The following is a 17,139-nucleotide window of genomic DNA, read 5'->3' as shown; positions in this document are numbered from 1 at the left end:
AATGTGTAAAGACAAAAACATCGTATTTCCCACCGTGCCGCGCGTAGTCGTCACGGGCAACAAGGGGAATCGCTCTTTTATCGCTAACGATAGTTTGGCGCAAGATGTAAAGGAGCATTTTAAAGATTTGGTTATTTCGGATATATGGGCAACGGATAGCATGCCTGTGGCTATAGGCCAACGTGCAGAAACGCTAAATACCGGCTTTCCTCAGGTACCAAAAAATGGTAGTTATGTGCGTTATGTGACTATTCCGCCAGATAGGGATTTAGGCCTCGAAGTGCCAGCAGGACAGAAGCATCCCCTTATGCACCAAACGGATACCTTGGACTATATCATCATACTATCGGGCGAACTCTATCTTATTCTTGATGAGGAAGAGACGCTCTTAAAACCGGGAGATATCGTCGTGCAGACGGGGACCAACCACGCTTGGAGTAATCGCAGCGACCATCCTTGCGTGCAATTAGCCATTTTGCTCGATGCAAGTGTATAAAGAGGAATAAAAAACAGTCGTTTGTTCCTGTTTTTTATTCCTTTTTAGTTGTCTCCACTCTTCTTTTTTTCTAGTTGATCCATGCGTGTCGATAGCTCCTTCAATAGTTTTACTTGCGCTACCTGTGCTTCCAATAGCTCTTTGATCTGCTCTTCCAATAAGATATCAAGCTTTTCATGTAAGCTACGGATTTCAAGTTCGGCTTTGAGGTTGACGAGGTAGTCGTTCTCACCGCGCTGGCGATCCTTTTCTTCTTGTCTGTTTTGGCTCATCATAATGACGGGCGCCTGAAGTGCCGCCACACAGGACAACAGTAGGTTCATTAAAATAAATGGATAGGGATCAAATTGGTCCTTCTTATCGGTTAAGGTATTGATCAAGATCCAAACAGCCAATATGATGGTAAACATAATAATGAACTTCCAGCTTCCTCCGAAGCGGGCAACCTTGTCCGAAATTTGCTGACCACGTGAAAGGACTTCCTTCGGCGGGTGTGCGAGGTTATCTACAATGAGCTGCTCTTCGTCCATGGTCTTCTTGACGATCTCTTGCAGCTTTCGGCTGTGCGCATCGCTTTGTTCGATCATTTTCAATATCTCTGCATTCTTTACCTTGTTATGTGCCATAGGATGGGTGTTTATATTGACGAGTTATGCGTCGCTGGTTTTTCCGGCGCCTGTTAAAGATATCAACTTTACGGGAACTTGCGCATATCTCTATGAGCAATTAACATAATGTAATACGTTTTTATTTATAACAAGTCTAAATAAAACGCTATATTCGCGGCAGTTTAACACGCAACTAAACCGTTTACATGCGACACTACCTCACCATTATGCTTTGCTGTGCGATGTTTTTCAACCTTTCCGCACAAAGCAATCGGGCAAAAGTTATTTCCGGAACCGTCCATTCCGCTGACGGAAAGCCTTTGCCGGGCGTCACTATCCGCCTTAAACAATTAAAAATTTCAACATTGACAGATGCATTCGGGCAATATAGCATCGCGGTCCCATCAGACAGCCTGCAGCTCGAATTTCGATTGATAGGCTATGAACCTTTGAACGAACAGGTTTATCTAAAAGGGGAGTCGGAACACAAGCTGTCGGTTAGCCTCACACTTTCGGCAGATGAGATTCAGTCGGTGGAAGTGATTGGCCGAAAGGAAAGCGGCTATAAAAATAGTATTTCCTTTAGCGGCACCAAGACGGCAACGGCCATCAAGCTTACCCCACAAACCATCAGCTATGTCACCAAAGAGACGCTGGAAGATCAGCAGGCATTTAAGACCAGCGATGCCATTAAAAATGTCAGCGGTGTAAACCAGTTTTCGTACAATAACAACGATTTTGTACTTCGCGGCTTCCGAGCCAGCAACACGCTGATCAACGGTCTGCGTATATCTACTCGGGGCTGGTCGCAAAACTTGCTGCCTTATGTAGAGCGTATCGAGGTGATCAAAGGGCCTGCTTCGGCTTTGTTTGCCAATACCGATCCCGGCGGAACGATTAACACCGTGACCAAGAAACCGTTGGACGAGCCGCGACGCGCGATCAATTTCACGACGGGAAGCTTCAACACCTATCGCAGCACGCTAGATTTTACAGGGCCAATGAATGATAACAAGACCTTGCTTTACCGCGTCAATCTGGCCTACCAAAATGCCGAGTCCTTCCGCATGTTGCAGGATGGTTCTGCTATGGTGCTTGCACCCTCGTTTTCTTTCGTACCGAACGACCGAACGCGGGTGAATTTTGATTTGGTATACCAATCCAACAAAGGACGCTTGGACCGCGGGCAACCGATATTTAATGCCACCGATGCTGCGGATATCTATTCGACACCGATATCCTTCGCCTTGGGGCGAAAAAACGATTACCAGAACGAGATGAATCTCTTCTCCACCATTTCGTTACAGCACAAGCTCACGGACAATATCAGCTTCAACGCATCCTACCTAAAATCGCTGTACGACGAGGACCTGTTGGAGCACCGCACCAACAATCGCTATGCAAAGGACTCCTTGGGCAACGCTATTCCTACACTTATGGAAATGTCTACGATACGTCGCCTGCGGAAGAACTACGTGGACAATCTAAGCACCTATTTCAATATGCAGCTAACAACAGGTGCGGTGTCCCATAAGCTGCTTGTCGGCTACGATCATATCAACGAACGTTTCCCTCGTGGTAACTCCACGTATAATGCTTCCGGATTCTTGGGTCGTGATGGAAAGAGTGTGTACCCTACCTACGACAAGTCTAAGCCAGAGCTGTACCAGTTTGAAGGCGGATTGCCGGTGCCAAATGTGCCTTACTTTGACCTAGCCAACCCTGATTACTCCATTTCTGAAATATCCCGTTATATCAATGTTTCCGACGAAGAGACACCTTCGCGCTACTATGTGCATGGTGTGTATCTGCAAGAGCAGTTGGCGTGGAAAACCCTGCAGGTGCTTTTGGGTTTCCGTCAGGAGTTTTATACCGATCTGTTGAACTACGAAAAAGATGATGAACGCAAGGTTCGTCAGCGTGCCTTTATCCCACGCATTGGGTTGGTCTATACACCTATCGAGGCAGTAAGTTTCTACGCAACCTATGTCGAGGGCTACCAGCCGCAGTCGGCCGGAACCATCGGTGCGCCGGAGACTTATGGCGGTCCTTTTGATCCGTTGATCAGCAACATGTGGGAAGCGGGTGCGAAAATGGAGTTCCTCGCCAAACGGCTCTTTGTAACCACGTCGGTGTACCGGATCGAGCAGAACAATATTTTGGTGAATGCCGGCGCTGCGGGCAACGCTGATTTGCTGCGTCAAATTGGTCAACAACAGGCAAAAGGTGTCGAGCTGGAGGCCTATGGACAGATTCGCTCCAACTTTAGCATCACCGGAAACTTTTCCTATAACATCGCCAAGATTACCGCTAGTGATGATCCCGAAGAGGTGGGCAACATTATGCCCAATGCGCCGAAATCCCAAGGAAACGTATGGATGCGCTACAATTTTGTCGATCCCCTTTTGGAAGGCTTTGGCGTTGCGTTGGGAGCAAACTATGCCTCCAAGCGAAATACCAATAGGGATATCCTGCAACTCCCTAGCTACTGGGTAGCGAATGCGGGTCTCTATTATACCGTAGATAAGTTTAAGATTCAGGCGAATGTCAATAACCTGTTGAATGAGACCTACTGGGTGGGCGGTTTTGATTTCAATAGGTTGTTCCCCGGAGCACCGCGCAACTTTTTGGTCTCGGTGGGTTACACTTTTTAAACAAATTCATGAAGGTATTTAAAAAAATATACACTTGGCTGCACTTATGGTTAGGGATCGTGGTGGGCTTGGTGTTTGCGATAGCCTCCATAACAGGGGCTACTTTGATCTTCGAAGATGAGCTCTATCCGCTGGTCTATCCGGAGATCTACGCTGGGAAGGTTGATCCTAGGCCGGCAAAGCGTCTGCCCTTAGATAGTCTCTATCAACGAGCCTCCACCTATCATGCTGGGCAGCCGCTGTATGGGCTAAGCATCAAGCAGTCGGTGGACGGATCTGCCTATATTTTCAGAACTGAGGGAGAGCGTTTGGAACGATCGCTTTTGCGGTTGGATCCGGAAACGGGCGCATTGCTCGGTAGGCTCGACGGAAGCAGGAATTTCTTCTACCTTATGGAGGAGCTTCATCGCAAGCTTTTTGCAGGCAATGTGGGGAAAGCCATAACGGGGGCAGCCTGTTTGGCATACCTCCTTATCCTGATCAGCGGATTGCTCTTGTGGTGGCCGAAAAACAAAAAGATGCTGCGCACAAGGCTGAAGATTAAATGGGATGCCAAGGCGAAGCGCTTGAACTGGGATGCGCATGCCGTGGGTGGCTTTTATACGCTGCCTATTTTGTTGCTGATCTGTTTGACCGGACTGGTGTGGAGTTACAAGTGGTACAACCAAGGTTTGTTTTACCTGTTTGATGGCGCTCCGCAGCAGAAGGTGTTGGCCAAGTTTGAGCTTCCCGAGCTGACAACGGATGGTTTGACCTGGCCTATTCAGCATGCTTTCGAGCAGGCGCAGCATCGCCTACCTTATCCGGGCGACATCGAGATATCGCTGCCGGATGGAAAGGACGAGAATGCCATAGAAATCAGTCGTGAGAATGAGCTTGCAGCTATCCCCAATGTGGTGGATCGCTTGTTTTTTGATAGCCGAAGCGGCGATTTTCTGAAAGCCGAACCCTATGAGGAGCAAACGCGGGGCATGAAGGTTCGTCGCTTTATCCTGCCACTGCATACAGGCAGCTTTGCCGGACTAACAACGAAGATTATCTATTTCATCGCGATGTTGGTGGCAGCAAGTTTGCCTTTTACGGGATTGTTTATCTACTTGGGTAGGAAGAAAAAGAAAACGAAGAAAACCGCTGGATCCACAGATGGTGCAAGTGTGGTGGGAAACTATAGACCAAAGGGGAGATTGCGCTCTGTTTGATCCCATCTTTATGGGAATAGCATCGGCCGATCATCGACTTGCTGGTCATAGAAGTGTGTAAAGTTTAGGCTGTGGATTTTTTATCTTTCACGGCACCAATAAAAGTGGTAAATTTCGACGCTGAAAAAAAGTGCATTTAATTATTATTGAAGATACAATGAATAACTACAATTTTGGAATCGTTGGACTAGGCGTAATGGGACGTAATTTGTTGCTGAACATGGCCGACAACGGTTTCGCCGTAGCAGGACTGGACCTTGATCTAGAGAAGGCAAAGTCTTTGGAAGCTGAAGCAAGCGAAGGACATCGAATAAAAGTAACGACCCAAGCGGAGGAGTTTATAGGATCGTTGCAGCAACCAAGAGCAATTATGTTGTTGGTACCTGCGGGAAAGCCCGTTGATGCGGCTATTGCGAGCCTTGTTCCTTTTTTAGATAAGGGCGATATCATCATCGATGGTGGCAATACCTATTTCCTGGATACGGACAGACGATTTAATGAGCTGTCTGCGCGGGGCATACATTTCTTCGGGATGGGCATCTCTGGTGGAGAAAGTGGCGCTCGTCGTGGACCAAGCTTGATGCCGGGCGGCGATAGGCAGGCTTACGAAAGGCTAAGACCGATATTTGAAGCTGTGGCGGCCAAGGTAAATGGCGAGCCTTGTGTGGAATTTTTGGGAAATGGATCGGCTGGAAATTATGTGAAAATGGTGCATAATGGTATCGAATATGGTATTATGCAGCTTATCGCCGAGACCTACGACCTGATGAAGCGGCTGTATGGTTTTGATAACCAAACGATACAACAGACTTTTGAGCAGTGGAACAAGGAAGAATTAAACTCTTTCCTGCTTGAGATAACGGCGCAGATTCTAAAGAAAAAAGAAGGCGACCAGTACTTGGTCGATCTGATATCCGATTGGGCGAAATCGAAGGGAACAGGTAAATGGACCTCGCAAAATGCGATGGATCTGCAGGTGCCGGTGCCGGTGATCGATGCGGCAGTTAATATGCGGGATATGTCCAAATATAAGCCCGAGCGGTTAGAAGCAGCCAAATTACTTCCTTGGGAAGGTCAAGCTGTTGACAAACCCGCGGCGGAGATCATCGCTCGTCTGAAAGATGCGCTGTATTTTGTGGTCATCACCACGTATGCGCAAGGTTTGGCGCAGCTTACCGTGGCGTCGGAAACGTATGGCTACGAGCTGGATCTACAGGTGGTTACCAAAGTTTGGCGAGGTGGCTGTATCATTCGTGCGGTCTTGTTAGAGGACTTTAGAAAGGCTTATGCGGCCAATCCTGCCTTGCGCAATATCCTGCTAGATAGTGCTATTGCGCAGAAGTTGATCGATACACAGGCTAGTCTTCGCGAGGTATTGAAAGATGCCATTGCCCATGGTATACCGGTTTCTGGTTATGTCAATGCGCTTTCTTATTTCGATGCCTACCGCACGGAAAGATTACCTACTAATATTATCCAGGCGCAGCGTGATTACTTCGGCGCTCATACCTACGAACGTATCGATCAAGAAGGAATTTTTCATACCCTTTGGGATTAATAGACAAGGACATGACGCACGATACACATATTAGGCCCACATCCATTGTTGTTTTCGGGGGTACCGGCGATTTGGCAAAACGCAAGCTGTTTCCGGCCTTCTTTAACCTTTATATCGATGGGCGTATGCCTGAACAATTCCAGATTATTGCTTTGGGGCGCCAGGTATTTGATCAGGAAGCTTTCCGGGATTATGTTCACGAAAATATGCTTGCCTTTTCCCGTAATCCTAACTTTTTGAAGGAGCAGTGGGATGAGTTTAGGAAACATATTACCTTCTTCAACGCGCACATCGACGATGATCAATCTTATCAGGATCTGCATCAGCTGATCAGTCAGAATGACGACCGTTGGGGCGAGCGCGGAAACCGCCTGTTTTACTTGTCTATAGCGCCAAGTTTTATTGAGCAGGTTTCCAATGGGTTGAAGACTTTTGCGCTTGCAGATAACGTAGCCGGCGACCGCATTATCTTTGAAAAACCTTTTGGCTATGATAAGTCCTCTGCCATCAGGCTAAACGAAATGTTAGCTAAAACTTTCCATGAGGAACAGATCTACCGTATAGACCATTACCTAGGGAAAGAAACGGTGCAGAATATTTTGGCTTTCCGTTTTGGCAACTCTATTTTCGAACCGTTGTGGAACAATAGGCATATCGATTCGGTACAGATCACGGTGGCCGAGCAGGTTGGCGTTGAAAATAGGGGCGGCTATTATGATCATTCTGGTGCGCTGCGCGACATGATCCAAAACCATTTGTTGCAGATTCTTTGCATGGTGGGCATGGAGGCTCCAAACGAGTTTGAGTCGGAACAGATCCGTGACAAGAAAGCTGATCTGTTGAAATCTGTGCGACGGATTAAGCGCGAAGATATCAATCACTACACGGTTCGGGCACAGTATGCTGCCGGCGAAATCAATGGGCAGCCCAAAAAGGCTTATCGTGACGAACCGGGGGTAGATCCGCAATCGAGAACGGAGACCTTTGTGGCCATGAAATTTTACATCGATAATGAGCGTTGGCTGGGTGTGCCCTTCTACATGCGTACGGGCAAAAGCCTGCAGCAGAAGCATTCGGCGGTGGTGATCAATTTCAAGGACAGCACAAAGACGAAGTTTCCCGCCAATAGGAGTAGTATCGAAAACAACCAGTTGACGATCAACATACAGCCTGAAATGGATATTCGCTTGTCGTTCATGAGTAAACAGCCCGGGCTGGATATGGAAATGACGCCGGCGGAGATGGTGTTCGATTATTTCCAATGTGCTTCCAATGGCCCTGAAGCTTATGAAACGCTATTGTTGGATGCGCTTGATGGCGATTCGACTTTATTTATGCGCTCGGATCAGGTGGAAGAGGCTTGGGATATCATCGAGAGTATACAGGAAGAATGGGAGCATGGCGACTTGTCGCCGATCTATACCTATCCGGCTGGGAGCTGGGGGCCTGAGGAGGCTGAAGAGCTGCTGAAAAGACAGGGGCACCGTTGGCTATCTAGCTTTCCTCCATTTACCAAATCAGAAACGCAAAAACATGGTACAACAGTTTAAGAATACAAACGACTTATTTAAAGCCGCGGCCGATCTGTTTGTGCAGTCTGCCAAGGAGGCTATCGCAACAAAGGGACAGTTTGCTGTCGCGCTTACGGGTGGATCGTCGCCTATTGGCCTATATGAGCTATTGGCGTCCGATGCGTATATAACGCTTGTCGACTGGAGCAAGGTGCTTATCTTTTGGGGTGATGAACGTTGGGTTCCGCTGGCGGATAAGCTGAGCAATGCGAAGATGACTTTTGAGACGCTACTGGATAAAGTTCCGGTGCTCGAATCCAATATTTTCCCGATGTATGCGGATGGTATAGAACCGCAAGATTATGCCGTTCGTTATGAACAGTTCCTGAAAGAAGCGCTCGGAAGCGATGCCGTACTGGATTTGATCTTGTTGGGCATGGGCGATGATGCGCATACGGCATCCCTTTTTCCGGGAACGGCCGTGCTACAGGAAACGGAAAAATGGGTGGACGCTTATTATTTAGCGCCACAAGAGATGTTTCGTATCACCTTAACGGCACCCTTTATTAATAAAGCCAAGAGAATTGTGGTCATCAGCTTCGGCGATAAAAAAGCAAGCGCGCTTCAGCATGTGCTGCAGGGCGACTATAACCCTAGCTTGTACCCCAGTCAGCTGCTGAAGCCTGCTGCTGGCGATCTAATTTTTATGGTCGATGATAAAGCTGCGGCTTATTTAAAATAAGTGTTAAACGGCGTCATTGCGAGAACCTATAAAGAAGCAATGACGCCGTTTTTTACAGCACGAGGGCTACACCTGCTCCCGGCAGAGATGTGTTACCTTCAAAAAGGCCCTTTTAACCTCGTCTATATTGCTCCGCAAAAGCCAAAAATGGCTTAGCAAATAGGTAGTTCACTTCTGCTATATTTTCAAAGCTCTCGTCCTTTGCCGATGGATGGGCATACAGTTTGTCGTAGAAGAAAAACTTGTATTGCGTGTCTTCGGATATAAAGCTCAGCCGCTCCGTTTGCCCAGCAAAAGCGCTGTTTTTTAGCATGTCGGCGGAGGTTATTTTTCCAACTTCCATATCGGTCATTTTTGTCCTATCGAAAGCAATATGCTCTTTGCACTGCCCTTGTTCGGAGTAATGCAGGTAATGTAGATTGCTGGGCGTTAAAACCAAGAAATAGTGTTCTGTATTGTCCAGCTCGCGTACGCCTACAGCCGTCAGCTTGCCAAGCGCCCTCCCAGCCATATTGATGGCTTGCTGCCGTAGAAAATCCTTGGTTTCGCGCTTTTCCTGGCAGGAAATAATGCCGATTATGTCTTGCTCGTCCGTTTGGAAAACAAGGGGCAGCAGGTGTTCATTATCCTGAATGAATTGTTGCTTAACCGCCTCCTCTCGCCCGGCAATACGCGACGCAAACTCTTGTCTGTTCGCTTCTAGTTTTCTTTCTTGGCCTGCGTTCATCTTGGGCAGCAATACAAATTGATAAACGAGGTAAAGCCCAATAAAGACTATGGGTATGGCTATTATCCACATAAGCTAATGTTTTATAATTTTTTGGTTATTGTTCGGCCATCTTGATCTTGACGAACCTTGGGCTTCATGACTTTTGATAGGAATAATAGAAACATGGCGATCGCAAAAAAGAATAACTCATATTTAATTTGCGGAAATACATCGGCTCTAAATTCCCAGAACTTTATTACGGCAAAGATCACAGCATAAGCTCCCAATAAGAAACTCAAGTAGTACAAGGTAAAAGATAGTAAACGCATTTTTTTCCTATTTAGTTGGCGCGTTCGATCTTGATATCGACCGGCCCGTCACCATAATACTGCGGCGCTCTTTCCACAGATTTCATCATCCCGTTTTCATCTTTAACAACCTTCGTTTGTCCAGTAATGGGGGCTCTCTTTACGTCGAGTTTCATGGTGAAGGAAATCGTGATTTTGTCGTTTATGCCTGACGACTTGCCTTCGTTGTCGAAAATCTGTAGATCTTCGGCGGTAAACTCGTCGGGCACATACATGCCATTTTTCCGGTCTTTGTATCCCAATTTAAAGCTGCCAAGCAGTTCCCCTTCGCCTTTTGGTTCTGTATAAAGCTCCACAGAGATATTCATGTTATTGCCTACGGTGACATCACCGCTAAGGTAGGGGTAACCGGTAACACTGAAGCGCTTGCCGGCATTCTCTTTGTTTTCGCGTAATTGATCAAATTGCTCGGCATTGATGGCTGTTGCAGGTTCGTTGCTTCCACCGCAAGACGTTAGTGCTATCGCTGCTAGGCAACCTACACTAAAAAGTAGCTTCATTTTTCTCATTTTATGGATGTTTGGTTATATCTATTTTAGCGTGCTAAAAGAAACAACGTTTCTCTGTTGTGTAATATGTTTATAAAGGTTTCGAAAAATAAACAAGTTGTCGCTGTAGTATTGCTTTACCAACTATGTTTCCTTCTTGTAACAAATATATTAAAAATGATATATCTTGTATGTTAATTTTTGAAATTAATCTATCCAATTTGATCTTTTGTTTTTTCTGTATGTTTTCTTGTGTTTCTTTTTGGTTGTAATTATTTGTTTAAAATTTCTTTTGTTAATGCGTATGAAATCGATTTGAAATTGGTCGAGTGTTTTAATGTTAACTCGCATAAAACCGTATTCCTTCTGTAGCGAATCTAGCGCTTGCTGTACTCCGTAGACGAAACACTGTAATTTCGAGATGCTTCGCTGAGCATCAGGGCCTGCTTTGCATCATTTGGCAAATGCGCGCATTAGTGTAAGGCCAACCTGCCTTCATGGGCTTTTGTGTGGACATCACGCAATATCCGCTGTAAGATGTTTAGCGATAGGGTGTTTAGCGGCTGCGTAGAGGATAGGTAAGACGCTGCCTAAAAGTGATTCATACTGGTCATCGCGAGGAGGTATAACGAGTTTTAATCACTTTTAGACAGCCTTGTTTTCTGTTTAGCTTGAATGAGCGCTATGTTGTTTGGAGCAGTGCTAATAAGGCCTTGGCGGTCTCTTCAGACGAAGCGGGGTTTTGTCCGGTAATAAGTTTGCCATCCTGTAGCACGTAGCTGCTCCAGTCTGCTCCTTTGCTATAGTCGGCGCCGAGATTTTTCAGTTCGTCTTCCACCAAAAAAGGGACAACATCGGTGAGTTCAACGGCAGCCTCTTCGGTATTGGAAAAACCGGTTACCTTTTTACCTTGCACCAGTGGCTTGCCGTCGCTGTCTTTAACAAAGCGGAGCGCTCCCGGCGCGTGACATACGGCTGCAACGGGCTTTCCGCTATTCCAGAAATCCTCGATAAGGCTTATCGATGCTTGGTCGTTGGTCAAATCCCATAATGGTCCGTGCCCACCGGGGTAGAATATCGCGTCGTAGTCCTGCTGTTTCAGCGTATGCAGCGGTAGGCTGTGCGCCAGCTTCTCCTGCAAGGCTTGGTCTGCATCAAATCGTTTGGTGGCCTCGGTTTGAAAGTCGGGCAGTGCGCTTTTGGGGTCTATGGGTGGCTGTCCTCCTTTTGGCGAGGCTATGCTGATCTGCACGCCCGCATCGGCTAGCGCATAGTAGGGCGCAGCAAACTCTTCCACCCAAAAACCTGTTTTCAATCCGGTGTTGCCTAGCTCGTCGTGCGAGGTTAGGACAAATAGTACGTTTAAATCTTGATTTTCCATGTTACTGTCTTTCTTTATTATACTTATACAAAGTTGCGCATAAGCTTAAAGAATTATAGGTGATGTAGATCACAATCGTTGTGCTGGATAATTTTGTGATCTACATCACCGCATTTAGTGGGGCTGAAAGCGGCTCAAGGTTTCGCGCGAAACGCCTAGGTAGGCGGCTATCAAATGCTTGGGCACCAGGTTGTACAATTCAGGATATTGTTGCATGAGCTCTTCGTAGCGGCTTTGTGCGTCATCGTTTAATAGCGATAGTATCCGCTTCTGCAGACTAACATAACCGCCATTGGAGCGCCAGCGGAAGAAGCTTTCCATATTGTGCAGCTCGCGACACATCTTTTCGCGGTCTTCATTCAACAGGCATAGCACCTCGGCATCGCTCACGCAGTCAACATGTACAGATGCCTTGTCGTTATTGTATAGCGCATTGTAGTCAGACGCCCACCAGGTGTGCAAGGCAAACTGTAAGATGTGCATCTTTTGTTCGTCGTTAACCACATAGGTAGAAAGGCAACCGCTTAACACAAAGTATTCGGCTTGCACGGTTTCTCCTGCTGTGATAAGCTTGTCTTTCTTTTTGAACGACATCGGCCTAAAAAAGGATACGATATAGTCAAACTGATCGTCGCTGATGCTGACCTTGCGCTCGATATGTTCACGTAATATGTTTTTCCAGTTCATTGACTGTCTTGAATTTACTGCTGTGTGTTTCGAATTTACGAAATAAAGGGTATAGGCTTTATGGATTGGATAAAAAAATGGCTTGTGTTTTGTGCTGATGCTGTTTTTAACAAACAAAACATCATGAAAAAAATCAGCACATTAATTTTTCTTTATCTATCAACGTTTGTATTTTTAATATCTTGTAATCGCCCGAGTCCTGATCAATTTTTTCAGACCACTGTCTTGAATACCAATGTGCTAGTGGGCTTCGCTACCGAACGATTTACCAAAGAGCTGGTTGATAATACCATAGAGTTTCCTGATGTGCCTGCAAGTAAAAAAAATGGCGACGAAGCGCAACAGATTATCCAATCAAAAATTGGCTACATCGAGCAAACCATCCAACGCATCGAAGACGCAACGCCTCCAGACGAAGATGGCGAAACGATCAAGGTAAAATCGCTGGAGCTTTACAATTTTGTACTGCCTGTTTACAAAAAGGAATATCTAGATCTAGCGAAATTATGTGATACCAGACAGCCCGAAGCGGATATTGCCGCGGCCTCAACCAGGTTAATAGAAACCTTTGGTCCTACTTTCGAGGAGCGGTACATGGCGCTGTTGGAATTGGGAAAAGCCTACGCGGAAAAGCACAGTCTGAATGTGTCGTTTGGTAATTAGTTTATTTTAAGAAATATTTGCAATCGAAAGAACAAATGGTATCTATTACCTAATATTGCGAGACAATGAGATTAAAGATTAGTTTGTTTTTTTTGATTCCTTTTCTTGCTTTATCGGGATGTGCACATGTGGAGAAATCACCCACCGACCAAATAACCATTTATTATGAAAATGGTAACGTGGATGATAGTGGTGTAGATTATCCCCATTTTGTAAAGTTACAAGCACTAAATCCGAGCTTGTTTAGAGATAGGGGTACGAAGATGATTAACAGCAGCCTTTTTTACTCATTTTGTCGAGAGTTGGCATCAGCTAATTATACCTTGAGTAAAGACGAAAGTATTCGCTGGTCTGGCGATTATAAGATGTTTTTTACTATTAAGGGTGAATTTTCCGACAGCTTGATGCTTAATAAAGATAATGTATATTATTCTATTTCTAAACAAAAGGGAGTACAACTAGATAGCCTGTCTTATGTTATTCGAAATGCTATTGAGTACTTCAATATGCTTACTCCTGAAGAGCTTTCGGATTTTAGAGCTCATGATCGATATGGGGTGATCAACTACAGCTATGAGTTCGTCGACTATGACTCGCTGCCTCCATCACTTTACACCAAGATTGTACTCGTCCCTTGTCGGTAATAGACATTTTGTTGAAGCTCGTGCAAAGCACAGTGATTTTCGATAATCCCATATTAACAGCGAGAAAATTGCTATATTGGGAGTTTAGAGGAGAGGCTGTCTAAAAAATAACTACCTTTCGTCATTGCGAGAAGGAGGAACGACGACGAAGCAATCTTAGAAAATAAAAATGCAGATTGCTGCGTCATACTTCCTCGCAATGACGCATTTTGAAGTTAATCGATTAGCTTTTTGGACAGCCCCATCTTAGCGCTACACATTATAAATATGATTATTGGATTAGACATTGGCACATCATCTACCAAGGCCGTTGCATTTGACCTATCGGGAAATGTTTTGGCTCAACATAATATAACCTATCCTACACTAAATCCTTCGGAAGGATACTACGAACAAGACCCCGAGATTATTTTTCAGGCATGTGTTGCCTCCATTGCGCGAGTAATGGCGGAACTGGCGGACTTAGGTAATACACTCAAACCGCTTTGTATTGCCGTCAGCAGTGCCATGCATGCACTCATTGCCGTTGATAGGCTGGGCCAGCCGCTTACGAATTGCATCATTTGGACCGATCGACGAAGTGAGGAAATTGCGGCAGACTTGCAGGCGACAGAGATGGGCATGCTGCTGTATCAACAAACAGGTACGCCCATTCATCCCATGTCTTTGCTTTGCAAAATCATGTGGATAAAATCCCATGACCAACAATTATTTGCGCAGTCGTATAAGTTTATTGGTATTAAAGAATTTCTTTTCTATAGACTGTTTGGCGTTTATCTGGTCGATCATTCCATTGCATCGGCCACCGGACTATTTGATATACGGCAGCTGGGATGGTCGGAAGTTGCCTTGCGCCTGTCGGGTATTTCGGCTGAACAGCTGTCGAAGCCGGTTCCGGTAACGGATATTTGCACATCGCTCAACCCAGATATGGCACGTGCCATGCGTATTTCAGAGGATACTCCTTTTGTTATTGGGGGGAGCGACGGCTGTTTGGCCAATCTGGGCGTGGGCGCCGTGAAACCCGGTGTTGCTTCGGTCACGGTGGGCACAAGTGGCGCCATCCGCGTGGTTAGTTCGTTGCCAAATAGGGAGGAAAAGCAAAGGCTATTCAGCTATCTGCTTAGGCCAAATGAATATGTCATCGGGGGAGCGGTGAATAATGGAGGTCTTTTACGCAACTGGTTTCGCGATACTTTCTTGGATGAAAACTCGTCCGATGAAGAGCATAAAGACCTCACCACCGTATTGAATGAACTGGTGGATTCGGTTGCTCCCGGATCGGAGGGATTGGTTTTTCTGCCCTATATTACTGGTGAACGAGCGCCGCATTGGAATGCGCATGCAAAAGGCGTTTATTTTGGCATTCAGTTGCAACATACGCGGGCACATTTCGCCCGCGCCATGATGGAGGGCATGCTGTTTGCGATTTACAGTGTGGGGATGGCTTTGGAGGAAAATACCGGACCCATTCATACGATCTATGCGAGTGGCGGCCTTGCGCGTTCGCCCTCTTGGGTGCAGATGCTGGCCGATATTTTCAACAAACCGGTGTTCGTTAAAAATACGGTGGAAAGCTCGGCATGGGGAGCGGCCTTGATCGGCATGGAAGCCTTGGGCGAGAAGGCAGCACCTTCTGCAGAGGAGGAGCTGACAGTCGATGTGGAACAGTATTATAAGCCTCGTGAAGAAAACCATCTGGTATACAGCAAAAATTTTCAACAATTTGAACGTCTATACCATAAGTTGGAAGGCGAGTTTTAACTAAATATAAATCGTTATGCCTTTAATCATTGTTGTGCTTGGAGTAGCGCTATTGCTTGCGTTGGTCACCGTCGTTCGTCTAAATACGGTATTCTCCTTGCTTATTACGTCTATTGCGGTGGGCTTTGCCATGGGGATGAGTCCGGTGGATATTCTTAAATCCGTCGAGACGGGAGCGAGTACCACGATGGGGCAGCTGGCGCTTTTGCTGGCTTTCGGTGCTGTTTTAGGAAAGTTGATGGCCGATGGGGGAGCGGCAGAGCAGATCACAACGGTATTAACGGCGGTGTTTGGCAAAAAGAATTTGCCTTGGGCAATGGTGCTCACTGGCTTTTTAGTAGGCATACCGTTATTTTACAATGTTGGATTTATTGTATTGGTGCCTTTTGTTTTTATGGTTTGTGCATCCAACAAATTGCCTATGCTGTATGTGGCTATTCCGCTGTTGGCGGCGCTGTCTGTAACGCATGGTTATTTGCCTCCCCATCCGGGAGCTACGGCCATCGCGCTTACCTATAAAGCGGATATAGGTTTAACCATGGCCTATGGGATTGTTGTGGCGATCCCAGCGATCATTATCAGTGGTCCATTCTTTGGCAGGACACTTAAAGGCATCGCTACCAATCCGCCTCCCGAACTTTTTCCGCAACAACAGCAGGGCGATAAAAGAAAGCTGCCCGGCTTTGGAATAAGTCTGTTTACGGGGTTGTTTCCAATCTTGTTGATTGCTTTGGGTTCATTTTCTTATTTACTGCTGCCGGAAGGGTCTTTTTGGCTGACAGCCTTACGCTTTTTGGGTGATCCCGTTGTGGCATTAATGATTGCTTCGCTGGTAGCCATGTATACCATGGGTATTCGCCAAGGTAAAAGCTTAAAGCAGCAGTCGGAAAGCGTGGAAGATGCCATCCGTGGCATAACGATGATCCTTTTTATTATTGCTGCATCGGGCGTTTTCAAACAGATCTTAGTAGATAGTGGTGTAGCCATCTATATCGCTAACTTAACAACGGATCTCAGCCTGTCTCCGTTGGTACTTGCCTGGTGTATTGCGGGCATCATTCGCTTGGTAATCGGTTCGGCGAGTGTGGCTGGGCTCACGGCGGCGGGTATTATGCTGCCTATTGTGGAGGCTAATCATATTACGCCGGAATTGATGGTGCTCGCCACTGGGGCAGGTAGCCTGATGTTTTCCCATGTCAACGATCCGGGGTTTTGGATGTTCAAAACGTACTTTGGGCTAAGCATGAAGGATACGTTTCGCTCTTGGACGGTCATGGAAACGCTGGTGTCTATCATCGGCCTTTTCGGCGTGCTGGCCTTACATGGGCTGGGGCTTTAAGCTCTCGTTCTAGGGAAAGTGTACGACAAACTATACCAAGTGTCGCTCATCGTAGCGAAGAAGGTATCGTATCTTACTAAACAGCCACATGATACATGTGCTTTTATTTTTTTGATTGGATAACCAGGAAAGCTAATTGGGTTTTCTGCTCATTGAAAGCTTAATATAGCGGAAATACACTTTCGATCAGCCCAGGCGATACCTTGAGAGCTGGCAACTGATTGCTATGGCTGGATTTTGGGCTGTGCAAAAGTCCAAAGAAATAATCCCCCTGCATGTCGGTACAGGAGGATAAAATTGAAAACCTAAGCAAATGTTATTCCTTTCC

The 17,139-nt window shown here is 46.2% G+C and carries 15 protein-coding genes; 10 read left to right on the top strand and 5 right to left on the bottom strand.

Annotated elements, in window-relative coordinates; genetic code table 11:
• Position 1 precedes the first annotated feature (1 nt).
• Positions 2-496 (top strand): cupin domain-containing protein, encoded by a 495-nt coding sequence (locus SCB77_RS03595; RefSeq protein ID WP_320185057.1) that lies wholly within the window; start codon positions 2-4, stop codon positions 494-496.
• A 44-nt stretch (positions 497-540) separates the two neighbouring features.
• On the opposite strand, the gene SCB77_RS03590 is transcribed toward SCB77_RS03595, so the two are convergent.
• Positions 541-1,122 carry a DUF1003 domain-containing protein gene (locus SCB77_RS03590; RefSeq protein WP_320185056.1) on the bottom strand — a complete coding sequence of 194 codons (582 nt, stop codon included), beginning with the start codon at positions 1,120-1,122 and terminating at the stop codon, positions 541-543.
• Between the two features lie 188 nt (positions 1,123-1,310).
• Between SCB77_RS03590 and SCB77_RS03585 the strand changes: the two genes are divergently transcribed.
• The 5 genes from SCB77_RS03585 to pgl all read left to right on the top strand — a co-directional run bounded on the left by SCB77_RS03585 (position 1,311) and on the right by pgl (position 8,768).
• A complete protein-coding gene (locus SCB77_RS03585; protein WP_320185055.1) occupies positions 1,311-3,758 on the top strand; it encodes a TonB-dependent receptor domain-containing protein in 2,448 nt (815 codons plus the stop codon).
• Positions 3,759-3,766: 8 nt separating this feature from the next.
• Positions 3,767-4,957: a PepSY-associated TM helix domain-containing protein gene (locus tag SCB77_RS03580; protein ID WP_320185054.1), complete on the top strand. Its 1,191-nt coding sequence runs from the start codon at positions 3,767-3,769 to the stop codon at positions 4,955-4,957.
• A gap of 157 nt (positions 4,958-5,114) precedes the next feature.
• On the top strand, positions 5,115-6,515 hold the full coding sequence (gndA, locus tag SCB77_RS03575) for an NADP-dependent phosphogluconate dehydrogenase (RefSeq protein ID WP_320185053.1): 1,401 nt from the start codon (positions 5,115-5,117) through the stop codon (positions 6,513-6,515).
• An 11-nt stretch (positions 6,516-6,526) separates the two neighbouring features.
• The gene (gene zwf / locus SCB77_RS03570) at positions 6,527-8,065 is read left to right on the top strand and encodes a glucose-6-phosphate dehydrogenase (RefSeq protein ID WP_320185052.1); all 1,539 of its coding nucleotides are present in this window, start codon (positions 6,527-6,529) and stop codon (positions 8,063-8,065) included.
• The gene (pgl, locus tag SCB77_RS03565) at positions 8,049-8,768 is read left to right on the top strand and encodes a 6-phosphogluconolactonase (RefSeq protein ID WP_320185051.1); all 720 of its coding nucleotides are present in this window, start codon (positions 8,049-8,051) and stop codon (positions 8,766-8,768) included. The genes zwf and pgl overlap by 17 nt, the downstream gene beginning before the upstream one ends.
• A gap of 112 nt (positions 8,769-8,880) precedes the next feature.
• On the opposite strand, the gene SCB77_RS03560 is transcribed toward pgl, so the two are convergent.
• The 4 genes from SCB77_RS03560 to SCB77_RS03545 form a co-directional block, all read right to left on the bottom strand.
• Complete coding sequence (locus SCB77_RS03560; RefSeq protein WP_320185050.1) at positions 8,881-9,567, bottom strand: hypothetical protein; 687 nt, start codon at positions 9,565-9,567, stop codon at positions 8,881-8,883.
• Between the two features lie 250 nt (positions 9,568-9,817).
• The gene (locus SCB77_RS03555; RefSeq protein ID WP_320185049.1) at positions 9,818-10,345 is read right to left on the bottom strand and encodes a hypothetical protein; all 528 of its coding nucleotides are present in this window, start codon (positions 10,343-10,345) and stop codon (positions 9,818-9,820) included.
• A 670-nt stretch (positions 10,346-11,015) separates the two neighbouring features.
• On the bottom strand, positions 11,016-11,714 hold the full coding sequence (locus tag SCB77_RS03550; protein ID WP_320185048.1) for a type 1 glutamine amidotransferase domain-containing protein: 699 nt from the start codon (positions 11,712-11,714) through the stop codon (positions 11,016-11,018).
• 114 nt (positions 11,715-11,828) lie between these two features.
• Positions 11,829-12,401: a Crp/Fnr family transcriptional regulator gene (locus tag SCB77_RS03545; protein WP_320185047.1), complete on the bottom strand. Its 573-nt coding sequence runs from the start codon at positions 12,399-12,401 to the stop codon at positions 11,829-11,831.
• 123 nt (positions 12,402-12,524) lie between these two features.
• On the opposite strand from SCB77_RS03545, the gene SCB77_RS03540 reads away from it, so the two are divergent.
• From SCB77_RS03540 to SCB77_RS03525, 4 genes are all read left to right on the top strand, one after another.
• The gene (locus SCB77_RS03540) at positions 12,525-13,064 is read left to right on the top strand and encodes a hypothetical protein (RefSeq protein WP_320185046.1); all 540 of its coding nucleotides are present in this window, start codon (positions 12,525-12,527) and stop codon (positions 13,062-13,064) included.
• Positions 13,065-13,129: 65 nt separating this feature from the next.
• Entirely contained in the window at positions 13,130-13,708 is a 579-nt protein-coding gene (locus tag SCB77_RS03535) for a hypothetical protein (protein ID WP_320185045.1), read from the top strand.
• A gap of 267 nt (positions 13,709-13,975) precedes the next feature.
• The gene (locus SCB77_RS03530; protein WP_320185044.1) at positions 13,976-15,472 is read left to right on the top strand and encodes a gluconokinase; all 1,497 of its coding nucleotides are present in this window, start codon (positions 13,976-13,978) and stop codon (positions 15,470-15,472) included.
• Positions 15,473-15,488: 16 nt separating this feature from the next.
• Positions 15,489-16,811 carry a gluconate:H+ symporter gene (locus tag SCB77_RS03525; RefSeq protein WP_320185043.1) on the top strand — a complete coding sequence of 441 codons (1,323 nt, stop codon included), beginning with the start codon at positions 15,489-15,491 and terminating at the stop codon, positions 16,809-16,811.
• Positions 16,812-17,139: the final 328 nt, after the last annotated feature.

Origin of the sequence: Sphingobacterium bambusae (assembly GCF_033955345.1) — a bacterium.
In the GTDB taxonomy this organism is placed as follows: domain Bacteria; phylum Bacteroidota; class Bacteroidia; order Sphingobacteriales; family Sphingobacteriaceae; genus Sphingobacterium; species Sphingobacterium bambusae.
Note: the sequence above shows the minus strand (reverse complement) of the source record. Positions and strands in the feature narration are given on the sequence as shown.